Consider the following 15,362-nt stretch of genomic DNA (forward strand, 5'->3'; position numbering starts at 1 on the left):
CCATGCACTGTTCAGTGTTTGTCACACTGTCCTGCGCACAGATGAATACTCTACACAGGCCTTATGATTAGCCACAAATCCGCAGGTTAAAACTAAGATCTGTGGCTATTTAAACTACAAAGCAGCAACAACCTCACGCATCAGCTTCGCAGTTTCGCTTGGGGTTGTCCCTACCCTTACCCCCACGGCTTCCAATGCTTGTTTCTTCGCGGCAGCTGTTCCTTCTGAACCCGTTACGATAGCGCCGGCATGGCCCATTGTTTTTCCTTCGGGAGCTGTAAAGCCTGCCACATAGCCCACCACAGGTTTGGTTACGTGCTTTGAAATGAAATCTGCTGCGCGCTCCTCCGCGTCGCCACCAATCTCGCCGATCATCACGATTGCTTTGGTCTCAGGGTCGGCCTCAAAAGCCTCCAGCGCGTCAATGTGCGTTGTTCCAATGATTGGGTCGCCACCGATGCCGATGGCTGTGGAAATGCCGATATCCGACAGCTCATACATCATCTGATATGTCAGCGTTCCCGACTTAGAGATCAAGCCAATGGGGCCTGAACCTGCGATATTGGCTGGTGTGATTCCTGCGAGTGATTCACCTGGGGTGATAATGCCTGGGCAATTCGGGCCAATGATGCGGGTGTGCCCCACTTTCTTGGCATAGGCCCACGCTTCGGATGCATCGCGGACAGGGATTCCTTCGGTGATGATCACACACAGTGGGATGTGGGCGTCGATCGCTTCAATGATCGCGGATTTAGCAAACGCCGGAGGAACGAAAATCACCGTGACATTTGCACCGGTTGCCGCCATGGCTTCCTGGACGGTGCCAAAGACAGGCAGATCGGTGTCATTGATTCTCACAGTTTGTCCAGCTTTGCGCGGGTTGGTGCCACCAACCAACTTCGCACCAGAAGCTAGGATTCGTCGCGCATGCTCTGAACCTTCCGATCCTGTAATGCCTTGGATGATGATGCGTGAGTCAGAATTGAGGAAAATAGACATGGTTAAACAGGTGCTCCTAAATTAGTTCGCGGTTGCAAATTGACCGTGCTGGGAAAGATTGGCCAAATGCGCCGCATAGTCAGCCGCGGCATCCATGCCATCAACAACTGTGACCAGTGGGTGATCATATTCCGCCAGGATTCGACGGCCCTCCACCACGTTGTTTCCATCCAGGCGAACCACCAGGGGCTTGGTAGCTTGATCGCCAAGAACATCCAATGCCCCGACGATGCCCTTTGCCACAACATCGCATGCTGTGATGCCACCAAAAACATTCACAAATACGCTGCGTACCTGGCTATCACCAAGGATTACATCCAAACCAGCTGCCATGGATTCAGCTGAAGCGCCACCACCAATATCAAGGAAGTTCGCGGGACGTTGTCCGCCGTGACGCTCACCAGCTGCTGCAACAATATCTAGCGTGGACATCACGAGCCCCGCACCGTTGCCGATGATTCCAACCGAACCATCCAATTTCACATAGTTCAGATCATTCTTCTTGGCTTTCAACTCCAAAATGTCCAAACCGCCAGCCGATTCCGCCAGTGCCCCACGGTTTTCATGGCGGAAATCAGCGTTGTCATCCAACGTAATTTTTCCATCCAAAGCGATCACATCACCGTCATCCGTGAGCACCAATGGATTTACTTCAACAAGTGTTGCTTCCTCTTCGTAGTACACCTGCCAAATCTTCATCAGCACCGGAATAACTTTCTCCGCCACGTCAGCTTCAAAACCGGCTTCTGAAACAATCTCTCGAGCTTTTGCCTCATCAATTCCGGTTAGCGGATCTACCTCTACCTTGGCCAAGGCTTCAGGCTTTTCCTTAGCCAAAATTTCAATTTCCATGCCACCCTCGACAGAGCACATGGCCAGATACGAACGATTCGCGCGATCCAACAAAATGGAGAAATAATATTCCTCTGCGATATCAGCGCCCTGCGCCACCATCACCTGATTAACAGCATGACCTTTAATATCCATGCCCAAAATCGCATTCGCCGCTTCAAAAGCCTGAGCCGACGTAGGTGCCACTCGGACGCCGCCCGCCTTTCCGCGTCCGCCCACCTTAACTTGAGCCTTGACGACGGTCAGTCCCCCTATTTCCTCCGCCGCCTTCCTCGCAGTCTCAGGTGTTGATGCCACAATGCCCCGCAGCACTGGCACACCATGGGCTTCAAAGAGATCTCGAGCTTGGTATTCAAAAAGATCCACCGTTAATTCCATTTCCGGCCCGCATTTAGAGCCTTCTATATCTCTAACAAGTTGCCCCACAGAACGTGTTTCAACTCACCAATATGATCGTATTGTGAAGTCTAACACTGTAAACTTTGCAAATTGCAACAAAAATGGATCTGCCGTGCTCACCCCACATCACTTGGGAACTTTTCCGCAGGTTTCCCCAAACCCACGCGGTCAATTACTCACCCGACAGAGGCCTCAAACGACTTACCTAGATTGATCTCGGCGCCCAATACGCCGACTTCTCGACATACGACTTCAGTCAGTTTTCAACCCACCATCGCTTACAGCCCGTTTAAGCCACTGGAAATCAAGAATGAGCATTTACATCACCAGCCACCGCAAAGGCCTTTAGAAGCGATCCTGTGAGGCCACTTTTTCTGGCCCCAGAATCTGGTTTTTGAGCTCATTTCACCTGACGACCAAGACCGCTTATTCCAAACGAGGTTTTGGTCGAATACGACGCTATCCCGGCCTACAAAATTGATCTGGTGACCAAGGACCCCGAACATGCCTATGGATTTGGTCCCAGATGACGGTTTTAGGAACGGCCCTAGCCAAATCCAAATAATCTGGGTGTCGAAACCCCATAAACCCCGAAAAGTACACACTCCAAAAATCAAAGAAACAAAAACAGAGGCTGTACATTTTCTTAAAGAAAAAGTACAACCTCTGTTATCACATTGCTGCGACCCTGACGGGACTTGAACCCGCGACCTCCGCCGTGACAGGGCGGCGCGCTAACCAACTGCGCCACAGGGCCTCATATGCAGCATTTAACTGCTACTTCCTTTGGGGAAGTAGTACTCCCAACGGGATTCGAACCCGTGTCGCTGCCGTGAAAGGGCAGTGTCCTAGGCCCCTAGACGATGGGAGCTCGTCGCTCTCGGCGACTGGATATGAATATACGTGACTTTTTTCAATCTGCAAAATCGCACTCTGACCTGCAGGTTTATAAAGCCACTTAGACGTCCATGTTGTGTTGTTTAGTTGCAGGTGCCGTCGATTGAGCAGCTTTGGCCGTCGATGACTTCAAATGGGCTGGATGGGTTGTCGGCTGCCCACTCTTCGTAGGCCTTTTCGATGGTGCCGGTGAACACTTCTGGTTGTTGCGCGCCGTTGATGGCGTATTTGCGGTCGAAGACGAAGAAGGGGACGCCTTGGACACCGAGTTGGCGGGCTTCGAAGATGTCTTGTTGGACGTCGTTGGTGTAGGCGTCGGATTCGAGTGCTTCGCGGGTGGCATTGGCATCTAGGCCTTCCTCTGCAGCAATCTCGACCAAGACATCAATGTCATCGATGTTTTTGCCGTCAACGAAGTGGGCTTTGAAAAGGTGCTGTGCCGCTTCTTGTTGTTTTCCGTGTGCTTTTGCAATGTGGGTGAGGCGGTGAGCGTTGATGGTGTTGGCTGCGATGGTGTCTTCAGGGTTCATCTCAAGGCCGGTGGCTTGCGCCATTGCTTGGACTTGGGAGTTCATTTGGCGGGCTTGCTCGATGCTCATGCCTTTGACCTCAGCGAGATGCTCGGTGGTTGAGCGCAATGGATGTGTTTCTAGGCCTGGAGCAAGTTCAAAGCTTTTGTATTCCACTTCGATGCGTCCGGCCTGGTCAAATCTGCTGAGAGCGTCATCGAGGCGTTTCTTGCCGATGTAGCAGAAGGGGCACACGATGTCGCTCCACACTTCGATTTTCATTTTTGAAACAGCCATATCTGTACCAACCTTGTTTGTTTGCTTTTAAGGACTCCCCTATCGCAACCACGATTGGCTACAAACTATTTCTTTTGATGATTTTCGTGACGGTTTCAACCATGGTGGTAAATCCTGGTTCTTCGATGGGGAAATGTCCGCAGTCTTTGAGCATCACTACTTCGGTTGGTCCTTTGATGCGTGCTAGGGTGCGCAGGCTTAATTCGACGGGTGTGAGGCTGTCGTGTTCGGGGTGCATGAGGGTGACCGGAGTGGTGCCAAATTTTGCTTTGTGCTGGAAGAAGGATGCTAAAAATCCCCAGGTTATTTTTGATCCTCCGCTGTGTTCATCGGCTGCGCACAGTTTTCCCAATGCGGGGCTGCGGCTGATTTTGTTGAAGTTCAGCACCCGGGTCATTGGTAGTTCGCGGTTGCGCAGCGGGCCTTGGATAAGTCTGGTCAAAGGCGAGAATCTAAACAGTGCCCGGCGCGTTGGCTGATCGGAGGGGTTAAGCAGGCATGTTGCGATCACGTGGGTCACCAGTCCGGTGCGGTGCGCTGCTTCCGCGCACAGTAATCCGCCGGTGCCTGCGCCAATGAGGATGAGGGGGCGGTCGTCGTGTTCGGAAGAGATGAAGGCTTCCAAAAGGCGCAGCCAGTCGTCGTAAAGCGGGGTTTTAGGCAGGTCTATCGCGGCGAGGTCCGCGCCTGGAATGGCCGCGACGAGGGGCCAGAGGGCGCCGCTGTGCGTGCCTAGGCCATGGACGACGATGACGCGGACGGGCGCTTTTCGACGCTTCCTTGCAATGTGCACCCTTTCCGATGCCCATTCCCACCAGGTGTGTTCTGGTTGAATACCTGTACGATGCGAAAGCGGTAGGAAGGCCTCGTATGGGTTACTCATGCACCCAACCTTACAAAACCTCTTTTGGTGTGTCCTTTTTCTTTTTCTTCGCCGGCTTAAACAACACAAACGCAACCAACGCGGAACCTGCGATAAAGATGAGCAGCCACCAGGGGAAACCTGCGGTAATGCCGTCACCACCGATGATTTGATCACCCGAATTTTCAGGAGCAGGGATTCTTTCTGCGTGAACGAGCAAGCGGTGGCTATTCACACCGACCGGCGTGCAGGTAAATAACGTCACCCAATCCTCGCCGTCAATGATGGTCAAAGAATCCGTCTCATTGGGCAGGACTGTTTCAAGTTCGCGGACTTGGTAGTAGTGATCTTCACCCAACACGGAAATCCAGAAGGTATCCCCCACTTCAGCTTTGTGGAGGCCGGTAAAAAGCTTGGCGTGGGGCAAACCGCTATGAGCGGTCATCACCGCACGGGTGGATGGGCCACCAATTGGCAGCGAAGTTCCATACATGTGGCCTGCACCTTTACTGATCACCTCATTGGTGGTGCCGTGATAAATCGGCAACGATATATCCACCCCCGGATAGTTCACGGTTCCGATGGCATCCGTGCCGTTTAGTCGCAGCATCTCCTCATAGGCTTTGTAAAGATCACTCCCCAAGGCAGCATCTTCAGCTTCTGAAAGATAAGGATCCGTCAAGGGACCTGGATCAAGCTGATCATTATAGGTATAGGCCACATCTAATTTGTGTTGGCGTTCCTCGGGTGAGGTATTTTCCACCTGCTTTACGTAGCCAGAAATCTCCGCATTGTGGCTCAGCGAATTCACCCAGTCCGCCGCATCGGGGTACAACAACAAACCAATACCAACCATGGCTAAAAATTGCAGCACAATATTGCTTAAAAGACGCTGCTTCTGTTTACGGGTTCGGGGCTGTTTTTGTAGACGGTGTTTAGGCCCTTGACTGGCTTCCTTTTCAAGTACAGTCACTGGTTATCCTGCACTTTTCGACGCGTGACCAACACGAATCCAATCCCAATAAGCACCAATCCAAGGAGTACGATTCCTGTAATTTGCACACCAGTTTCTGCAAGGGACTGTTTACCGCTTGTCCCCGGTTGCTGTGCGGCTACTCCTTCGGTGGATTGGCCGTCTTGGCTGGGTTGGCTGGCTTCGCTGCTATCGCTGGATCCGTTAGATCCGCTGCTGTCGCTGGATCCTCCGCTTGATCCCCCTGCAAAGCCTAGAAATGGGATAAACGGGATGATTCCAACAATAATCTTGTCGATTAATCCCTCTTCAATTTTATCTGGCGCACGCTGCACCAAATAAACAACCTCTTCAGGTTCGTCAGTGCTGTAAACGTGTCCGAATTGTGGACGGTCATTAACTAAAAACCAACCGTCTGGAATTTTTGTCGGCACAACCCAATAGCGGCGGAATTTTTCGGAGTTCTCCGGAATATCCAAACCATTCGCGAAGCCAGAAAACCTCAAGCCATCAATAACAACACGACCATCTGGTCCGGTAAACCACTCAGAAACACCATCAATTTCCACAGGATTTATCCCCGCACGCGCGTCTTGCTCACTGAGGAACAGACGCACACCGGTATCAGCGATGCGCTCAGCAGGATTGTCTACTTCATGCACCACAATCGTCAAGGGCCCACCCTTGGTCTCTGCCGTATCAGCAACACCGCGACGATTCTTAATTGCTTCCTTGCTGGGATACAACTCAACGGTGTTTTCATGTATCCCAGCGCGGAGCACTTCAGTGCTCAGCTCAACTTCCACTTGTGCGGTGGGATGCTTTTCGACGACTCCCTCTAACTTTCGCAACCCTTTATCCAAGAAATTTATCGTGTAGGAATTGCTTTGATCATCAAACACCACGGTGTAATCCACGTCTTGCTCAAGTGCTGGGCAATCAGAGCAATCAAAACCAACCGTGACTTTTCCATTTGGCCGCAGCTGCGGGGCGATAGTGTGCACAATCTGATAGCCATCAATATCTGCAAGCATCGGGATACTTGAATGGGAAGTCCAAAAGATGGTGTCACCACGTTTTACAACATGGTCATCCCGAACATCCAAAGTAATACCGGCCAGGGCATCTTTGGGATACACGTGCACAGTAGATAAAGAAGAATTTTGGGTTGCCGGATTAGTTAACGGCAAGGCCACCAAAAAGGGAGCACTACCTACAAATCCTGGCTGAATATCTGTTTCCTGAACAAGGTATAACCCAGCACTGAGCGGTGATAATGAGCCATCACCAAAAGAATTAGTTTTTACAGTTGCCTGTGGGCTTTTCCCTTTGATCGATTCGAGTGCTTCATCAACACTAAGCTGCGCAATCGCGCGCTGTCCCTCATTTGTCAAAGGATCAAACCCTGACACCACAGTGGCTTTAAACGTTGCACCTGCAACAGGGGTTAATCCGTTGGTATCTTGCGGCAACCCATTAGCTGCAAAGGACAATCCATGCGGAGATTCAAACTTATGGATTTCGATGGCATAATCTGCGTCATCTGCGTGCGCCGGAACAGCAAAAACCGCTGAAACAACAGCCAAGACAAAAACCATAGCGATAGGAAAGAGTCTTCTCACAGACATTATTTCTCCGCCCTTTTTGAGTATCGGCGCTTAAGCGCATGTTTAGGTTGCTTCTTCACAGGCCGGAAGATTAACCAGCCAACAAATGCGGAGCCCGCAAGAAACTGCACAGCCCACCACGGAAAACCAGCCAGAACTCCATCACCAGCGATAACAGTTTCTGTGTTTTGTGGTGGTGTGGGAATTCTTTGTGCATGAACTAAAAATCGATGACTATTAATACCAATGGGTGAACACGTAAGCAGGGTTATCCAATCCTCGCCATCGACGATCTTCAACGATGAGGTTTGCTCCGGCAACACCTCTTCAATTGACCGCACCTGGTAATACAGTTGTTCCCCCATCACCGATACATAAAACACATCATCGATCTGGGCGTCGAGAAGCTTCGTAAAAAGTGAGGCATGGACCAAACCTGAATGACTTGTCATCACCGAGTGCGTTGAGGCACCCCCGACCGGAAGCGAACTTCCGTAGAGGTGTCCAACGCCCTTGGAAAGGACATCATCCGTCGTGCCATGATAAATAGGAAGCGAAATACCAAGATCCGCATACACCACCTCACCGATGGTGTCGCTATCCTCCACGCTTAGTTCCCCAAGATAAGACTGGTAACTATCATCGCGTGAAAAAGCATCATCTAAAGAAGTAGCGGCAAAAGGATCCCGCAACACACCTTGAGGAATATGAGTGTTGTACTCCCTGGCACTGCTCAATGCATCCATCTTGGATTGCGCGGGCATCTGCTCAACTTGGCGGGCATAACCAGACACTTCCGCATTATGGTTACGCGTGGCAAACCAATCTGCAGCATCCGGGTACAACAACACCGCCAACCCGAGCATTGCAACAAGCTGCAAACATAAAGAAACCGTGAATTTTCCTTTGCTGCGCTTTTTTAGTCCAGACAAAGGGGTGCCTTTAGGCACGGTATCTAATTGTTGAACCATGACAGGACACCCCTTTCTTGGTGGAAAAATAGTTTTGTTACCTGCGCTTCTGTATCAAGCGCAGGTAACAAGGTTGGTTTATGCAGACTCGTTGTTACGACGCATACGTGCGAAGAACAAAACCAGTCCAAGAATTGCAATACCCAAGATGGTCAGCATCGCAGTACCGGTACCACCAGTCAGTGGCAGCTGGAAACCGTTACCAGAGTTGGATGCGTTGGTGACATCCAAAGTCAGGGTGAGATCCTCGCCATTAACGGTGAATGAGACAGGCTGAGCAAGCAGCTGGTGTCCAGCAGGAGCCTTGGTCTCTACAAGCCAGTACTTCTGCTCTTCATCTGTGGTTTTACCGTTGGCAAAGTTGCTGTCACGCAGTCCTGCAATCTTTACCTCACCGTTTTCACCGGTGATCCACAATCCGTTTGTGTTGCTTTCAGTGGTGAGGTAGCCGTCACCCTTCGCTTTAGCTGATTCTTCGGTCAGGTACACGCGGAACTCAGCGCCTGGAAGAAGGGTGCCCTTCTCATCCTTCTTGATAACAGTGATGTCACCGTAACGGATTTCAGGCTTTCCACCCTCGTCGGTGTTATAGACAGAATCGCCACCGTGATCGATGACTGCGGTGTTATCAATAACACCAGACTTGTGAACGACAGTGTCAAGGGTGACAACAACTTGATCAGCATCTGGCAAAGCAGCAGCAAGCTTTACGCGACCTGATTCCTCAAAAGTGATGGTAACGAGGGTTTCACCTTCGGCAGCAGGAGCAACAGTTACCTTGTAGTCAGTGCCTTTAACCAGACCAGCAGGGGCAGTGACGTTAACGTCTGCTTCGGTGGTGGAGAGCTCAGCGTCGATAAGCGTATCGCGGATCTCGAACTTGGTGATTGGCTCGAATTTACCGTCTAGGTGGTTGCGAACCTGAGGGTTGTCCGCATTAATTGTCCAGGTAACAACATTGCCAGTGACAAAATCATCTGCGTTTTCAACAGTCTTGGTAGCAGAGACAACATCGTTCTTGGGGTAGACGTAAATATTGCTCAACCAAGCAGTACCTTCTGGGTTGGTCTGTGGCACAGCAACCAAGAAGTCATTTGCAGCAACAACACCAGCAGGGGTGTTGGTCTCACGGATCAGGTAGAGGCCCCGAGCAAGATCTTTGAACTCAACAACACCATTTGAATCAGTTTTGGTAGGTCCAGCAACAGGAGTTGGATCGTTTCCAATTTTGGTCTTTGCGGCTTCTAGATCAAAGCCTGCAATTTCCTGTTGCCACTCTTCAGTGCCAGCGGTTTTTTCCAAAGGAACTGAGTAGGCTTCAAATTCCACGCCTTCGATGCGATCACCAGCAGGATCTTGTTCCGTGCCGTTGGACTCAACACCAGCAGCAGCACCTTGTTCAACTTTGGTGATGATGATGTTGGAGGTCTCAGGCATTGCATTTACAGCAGGGTCTTCCTGAGCCATCGCTGGGCTTGCAGTGAAAGCAAGGGAAGCAGCAGCAAGCAAGGCGCCTGCTTTGAGGAAGAATTTCCTCGTCTTTGAGGTAGTCATTGATTTCCCTTTCTAAGGAAACATGAGAGTTTTAGATATGTGATTGAAGGAAACGTTCTGGAAACTCGGCCAAACTTAACTATTCACGTCGCCTCCAAACAAAAATTCCGATGCCAGCAAGAACCAACAAAACCGAACCGGCAATGGTGATCGCCTCCAGGTACTTGCCACCTGACAGTGGCAAAGTAATCGTGGTGACATCCTTGACAAGCATGAGATAACCGGTCGGGTTCACACATGCGGTAGGCCGCTCGCCGACGTTGTCTCCGGGGATACAGCGCTCTTGCCAATCAGTGAAAGAACCATCAGGGCTGACATCAAGTTGGCCGCGCCCATACATGGCTCCACCTGCAGATGGAGATTCTCCTTCTGCATCTGGCCACACAGTAAATGCGATTGGTTCTGCCAAGAGTTGAACTCCTGGCACCGCACGTTTTTGTTTGCCGTCTCTATTTATCTGGTGCGTTGGTGCTTTTGTCTCAACCAGCCAATATTCTCCTGCTTCGAGGTTTTCAGAACGCCAACGACCTGTTTGTCCACCAGCAGTCGACGCACCAAGGTCGTCGATATTGCCTTGCTCATAAATCAGCGCACACAGTGGCAACTCATTATCTGGATTCTCGTTGTTCCACTGCTTAATCGCCGCAAGGGTTCCAGAGTTTTCCCCCCAATCAGCGTTGGTTGCATCGCTAATCCACGTAGATCCATCCCAGCCCGTGCTTGGGTTGTACTCTGCGCGGCACAGCTTGACTGATGGCAATTCAGAGGGCTGACCATTGTTATTGTCACGGATCTCGAATTTGTGGCCGACCATATTCCACATACCGGTTTTATCAAAGCCATAATCGCTGTTCGCTACGTCGCCATACTCATTGAGGTTAACCTGATCCACACCAGGGCCCTGAGCATCTTTACGGATAGTGAAGTAGTTCGCTTGGAGCTCATGGGTTACTTGACAGTTAATCGGGAAGTTTGGATCCATACCCGAAGCATTAGGATCGCCTACTACCTGTCCGGTAACGCAGACCGCTGGGTTTTGAGAAGCAGTCGCCGTAACGTAGTTGGTGAACTTCGAGCCCATTGTTGGAGTTTGCTCAATGTCAGAGTCATTTTTCGGCCAGGTGCCTGGAATTTGTTTCTTGTTGCCCGCTTCTACTGCAAACCACAATTCCACGCGCTCTGCATTCTTAGGCACAGCAAGAGGTTGTGTTTCAAGAATCCAGCGCTCACCGTTGAATGTTGGAACTAATGAATCGTCAGTTCCGGGATAAGCCGCTTGACCGGGTTCTAGGATATCCGCGTTGATTGTAGAGTCCCCTGTCGCATCGAGCGAGTTGTTTTGAGCGTCAAAGAAGTACACTCCTCGGCTCAATGCACCACCTGGAACTGCGGCGTCAGGAGCAAAACCTGCAGTCTTAAACACATTGGTCAGATCATCAGTGATCACCAAGTTGTCGATCGTTGTCTGTGGAGTCAACTTCTCGGCAACAAGGCGGTAGTGAGCATTGCCACCTTCGTGAAGTCGCGCCCCACTTGCAGGCTTGGAGTCCTTATAGATAGTCCACGCATTGACAGGATGAATGACGCAATAAACACCCTCTTCTACCTCAGAGGTACAAAATTTCGGTAGAACAACATCGGCTTTAGCGAGGAAGTTCTGCACATAGAAACCCGCATTGTTTTCAGCGCTTCGACGTGTCTCGATGTTCATCGAATTTGGCTTTACCTTTACCTGGTAACTCACCGTAGATTTGCCACTTGCAGGGACAGAGCCTTTGATATGCAATTGCGTATCTGTGGTTGCCCATTCAGCTTCCAGATTTTCTCCATCGACAGTAACCTCAGGCTTATCCAAAAGCTTATTACCTTCCGCATCAACAAAGAATGCGTCATCTACAACATCTGCTAGGTAATCAATGTGATCAACCTGCGCAGGAAGAGTACCTGTGGAGTTATCAAAAACCAGATCATATTTAATAATCTGCTCCTCATTAACGGCTTCACCGGACGCCGGGTTCGATGTTTTAGACACAATCAATTGCTCACGCTGCGGCGAGTTAGTAAAAATGCACACCAGGTTGGAACCTGGAGTAACTGCTGCAGGTTTCTCTGAGCCTGAAAGTGCGAACTGCAAGTTTGTACCTTCGCCGTGGGCAAAAGCTTCTCCAAGGTTTCCGTTCACTTCTTGTGGATAGCACGCCCATGTCGTGGTGTAATCTTCTTTATTTGCATTGACGAAAGTCTCACTCGCTTTGAAAGTTCCATTCAGCGTGGTCACAAAAGGACCCACTTGTTCCTTTTGCATACCGGTTGCGCCACCAGTGGTTGTCACACTGGCAAATTGGTCGCGTGTACTGCCAGCAGAACGTTCCGCATTGAGCTGGAATTGATCATCAGCATTAACGCGGTCACCGGTTAGCTCTTTTTTAACTGTGACAGTGGTTGGTTTAGCGCATCCAGCCAGATCCACCAACGATCTACCAGTGAAATTTCGTGATCCTGTTGTATTCAGGCTCGGTAAATCAACCAAACTATTCCTATTGTTACCTGATTGCTGGATGATGGCTCGACCATTGGCCGTGTAGGTCACACCGTTGATTCCTGAGTTTCCGTTAACTCCGCCACGCACAGAAGAAGCTTGACCTGTTCCAGTGATTGTTTGCACCTCCGGTAAGGAATGCGCACTTGGTTCATTGAGGAAATCTTGACTATTGACAGAACCAGAAACGGAGTAACCATTGTGATTGGATACGATAAATTGAATGTTATTTTGCGCATCGAAAGAGAAGTCTCCGTTCATGGAATCTCCAAAGTCGCTGGGCTTTTGCACATCGATATGTTTAACTTCACCAGTGCGCGCGCCATTTCCATGTGAATAGCGGTACAGGTGGAATCGAATAGCCCCGCTTTCAGGGGAATTTGAATAGTAGGCGTAATAGAACTCTTCACGGCCCTGATAGACAGTTGCATCACCAGACACAACTGTTCCTGTAGTTGGAGACAGCAAATCCATGTTGAACACCGGGTACGGTGCACGATCTACAGAAGGATCAAAACGATACACCGTGGTATTACGCATTGATGTATTATCCGAGTTGCCAATTTGACCAGTGAAATAAAAAATTCCAGTTGGGGTAACACCTAAAGCATTCGGCGTCTGATTTGGTTCAACCAAGGCAGAAAGGCTCGAATTAGAAACTGTATTCGTTGAACTATTAATACTGGTTTCAGCAGAGTTATAACTAAGCTGAAGAATCCGAGCTCCATTTGAATTTATTCGCTCGAGCGAGAAATACGTAGTTCCCGGGTCCACACACACCTGTGAAGATGAGGCACGACTAGACACTAGTAAATCAGGTAGCTCTAGGTGCCCGTTTTGAAAACTTCCGGAAGACTCTACAGGTGAAGTACTCCTCCATGTATATCCATTTATCGAACCAGCGGGTATGACACGATAACGGGCCGCTGGATCGATCTGATGTGAAACTTGTTTAGTCCCATCAAATTCTCGAAGGCTATCTAGCTTAAAATGGCCAGGTCGTGGATCTTGGTCCATTGATGTTGGATGGCATGGAGCCTCAGCGCAGTCGGTGACATAATAATCGCCGATCCAGCTCCAACCTGAACGTTGTTGGACCCTAACGGTTGCGTTGCCTACAGGACTATTGCCGGGCCCTAAGACCGACCACGACATCGTAGATGCAGTTTGCAAAGGAAGTTCACCAAGGTAGCGTGCACCCGCACCCCCCACTGAAGAGGTAGAGATAGAAGACTCATTTCGCCAGCTATAACCAACAGGAGAATCCGCAGGTGTAACCGTATAGCTCAAAGACCGAGAGACTTTTTCAATGTCAAAGCCTGAAGCGGTTGGTTTATAAAGCATTGAGACTTTGAAAGATCCAGGTTCAGGATCCATATCCATAGATACTGGCGCGCACGGTGCTTCAACACAATCACGAATCCTCAGTTCTTTGGTTTGCGAGGTTCCACCAGCACTTAATTCGACAATACCTCCACCAACAGGCATACCATTGTGGGTAACCTTCCACGTCAATGAAGCACCTTCACCTACTTCCAGGGGCGTAGGAAATAGGTACCCAGGTTGAGATCTAGGCCATTGACTAGTCGGCATCGTGTTTGAATTACTAGACATCTCACTCCACGAATTTGTGGGAGTTACCCACTCGTATCCGGCAGGCGCATCTTCCGACAAAGGCCTAATCGCAAACACTTCACCGTGTTCAATTGCTGCGCTGCCTGTACCAATTTTTCGTTCAGCAATTGCGAACTTTCCAGGATTTGGGTCTTGATCCCAATACCCATCACAATTTCCGTCATCAGCAACGCAGTCTTTAACTGTCCACGGAGTTCCCCACGAAACGGTCTCCCAGATCAGCCACCGAGTTGAGGTACGAGGGCCTTTGACCTCAACGGTAGCTCCGCCGACATAGTCATCTCCGGCTTTTACTTCCCACTTGATGTGAGGTTCGTCGAGAGTAAACGGAATATCACCTGATGTGGTTGCCATCAGTGAATTAAGGAGTCCGTTGGTTTCTGCCAAGAGTCCATCAAGAGCGTTAACTTCAACAGCATCTGCTGGATCTACAGAATCCGTGGTTTCTAGTTCGCTAACTTCCGGATCAACTAGATCGTCAACTTGTGGTTCATCAGTAGAGGTTTCAACGTCGGAATTGTCAACGTTATCGATTGGCATCACATCTTGTAGTTCATCAGATATGACCAATGGATCGGAATTATCAATCGATGGAACCGCACCTGCCGAAAAAGGTGACATGACAACTAACAGCGAGGCAAACCCTGCTGCACACATTGCTTTCATGCGGGTTTGCGCTCGGCCGAAACGTCCGAACAACGCCGTAACCTCCACTTTTACATTTTTATCTCTATCTACGCAGAAGATATCAACAGGATTTCCGAAACGTCAAAACAGGTATTTCTAAGAAATTTCAGGGTGTCACAACTGCTATCACAGTTTCTTAGAAACATTCATTGATAGGAGTGACGTATTCAACCCGCCATTACCCCCTCTCAATTACCCCCTCCCTGTACCTTTGAAACAAATTCGCAACCCCTCAAACCGACCCGACAAATAGGAACCCCCTGACGGTGCAAAAGAGGATTAAGTCCATGAGTCAATACTTTTGAGCTGGCACTTCATGCTCCATCAAGTCCACCCCTAGCCCCACACCCGAGCTAACTTACCCCTTTCAATCCCACCCAAGCCCCTAAAAAAGACCACACCCATCATCCCGGGTAATGGAATATATTTATCCATGTCTATTACTTTCACATCAACCGTGATCATAAAGTAAACGGCTTAGAATATTCTTAGATTTCTCTCATAAACCCAGTGACTAACTTCACTTCCTAGAAACGCCACAGGCATGGAATCGGATTTACTACCCGCAGTAATAGGCCAGG

The 15,362-nt window shown here is 49.8% G+C and carries 9 protein-coding genes and 2 tRNA genes; all 11 read right to left on the reverse strand.

The window, feature by feature from the left end:
- Positions 1-114 precede the first annotated feature (114 nt).
- The gene (gene sucD / locus N24_RS13420) at positions 115-999 is read right to left on the reverse strand and encodes a succinate--CoA ligase subunit alpha (RefSeq protein ID WP_096458086.1); all 885 of its coding nucleotides are present in this window, start codon (positions 997-999) and stop codon (positions 115-117) included.
- A 21-nt stretch (positions 1,000-1,020) separates the two neighbouring features.
- A complete protein-coding gene (gene sucC, locus N24_RS13425) occupies positions 1,021-2,217 on the reverse strand; it encodes an ADP-forming succinate--CoA ligase subunit beta (RefSeq protein ID WP_096458088.1) in 1,197 nt (398 codons plus the stop codon).
- 716 nt (positions 2,218-2,933) lie between these two features.
- Positions 2,934-3,007 (reverse strand) — tRNA-Asp (locus N24_RS13430).
- 41 nt (positions 3,008-3,048) lie between these two features.
- Positions 3,049-3,121 (reverse strand) — tRNA-Glu (locus tag N24_RS13435).
- A gap of 109 nt (positions 3,122-3,230) precedes the next feature.
- Positions 3,231-3,953, reverse strand: coding sequence for a DsbA family oxidoreductase (locus N24_RS13440; RefSeq protein WP_096458092.1), 723 nt, complete (start codon positions 3,951-3,953; stop codon positions 3,231-3,233).
- Between the two features lie 58 nt (positions 3,954-4,011).
- The gene (locus N24_RS13445) at positions 4,012-4,836 is read right to left on the reverse strand and encodes an alpha/beta hydrolase (protein WP_096458095.1); all 825 of its coding nucleotides are present in this window, start codon (positions 4,834-4,836) and stop codon (positions 4,012-4,014) included.
- 10 nt (positions 4,837-4,846) lie between these two features.
- Positions 4,847-5,788 carry a class C sortase gene (locus tag N24_RS13450; RefSeq protein ID WP_096458098.1) on the reverse strand — a complete coding sequence of 314 codons (942 nt, stop codon included), beginning with the start codon at positions 5,786-5,788 and terminating at the stop codon, positions 4,847-4,849.
- Positions 5,785-7,416, reverse strand: a complete 1,632-nt coding sequence (locus N24_RS16390) for a SpaH/EbpB family LPXTG-anchored major pilin (protein ID WP_096458101.1) — start codon at positions 7,414-7,416, stop codon at positions 5,785-5,787. The genes N24_RS13450 and N24_RS16390 overlap by 4 nt, the downstream gene beginning before the upstream one ends.
- A complete protein-coding gene (locus tag N24_RS13460; protein WP_231911020.1) occupies positions 7,416-8,366 on the reverse strand; it encodes a class C sortase in 951 nt (316 codons plus the stop codon). The genes N24_RS16390 and N24_RS13460 overlap by 1 nt, the downstream gene beginning before the upstream one ends.
- Before the next feature lie 78 nt (positions 8,367-8,444).
- A complete protein-coding gene (locus tag N24_RS13465) occupies positions 8,445-9,920 on the reverse strand; it encodes a SpaH/EbpB family LPXTG-anchored major pilin (RefSeq protein ID WP_096458104.1) in 1,476 nt (491 codons plus the stop codon).
- 79 nt (positions 9,921-9,999) lie between these two features.
- A complete protein-coding gene (locus N24_RS13470; RefSeq protein ID WP_231911021.1) occupies positions 10,000-14,808 on the reverse strand; it encodes a prealbumin-like fold domain-containing protein in 4,809 nt (1,602 codons plus the stop codon).
- Between the last annotated feature and the right edge of the window lie 554 nt (positions 14,809-15,362).

The organism is Corynebacterium suranareeae (assembly GCF_002355155.1).
Taxonomy (GTDB): Bacteria; Actinomycetota; Actinomycetes; order Mycobacteriales; family Mycobacteriaceae; genus Corynebacterium; species Corynebacterium suranareeae.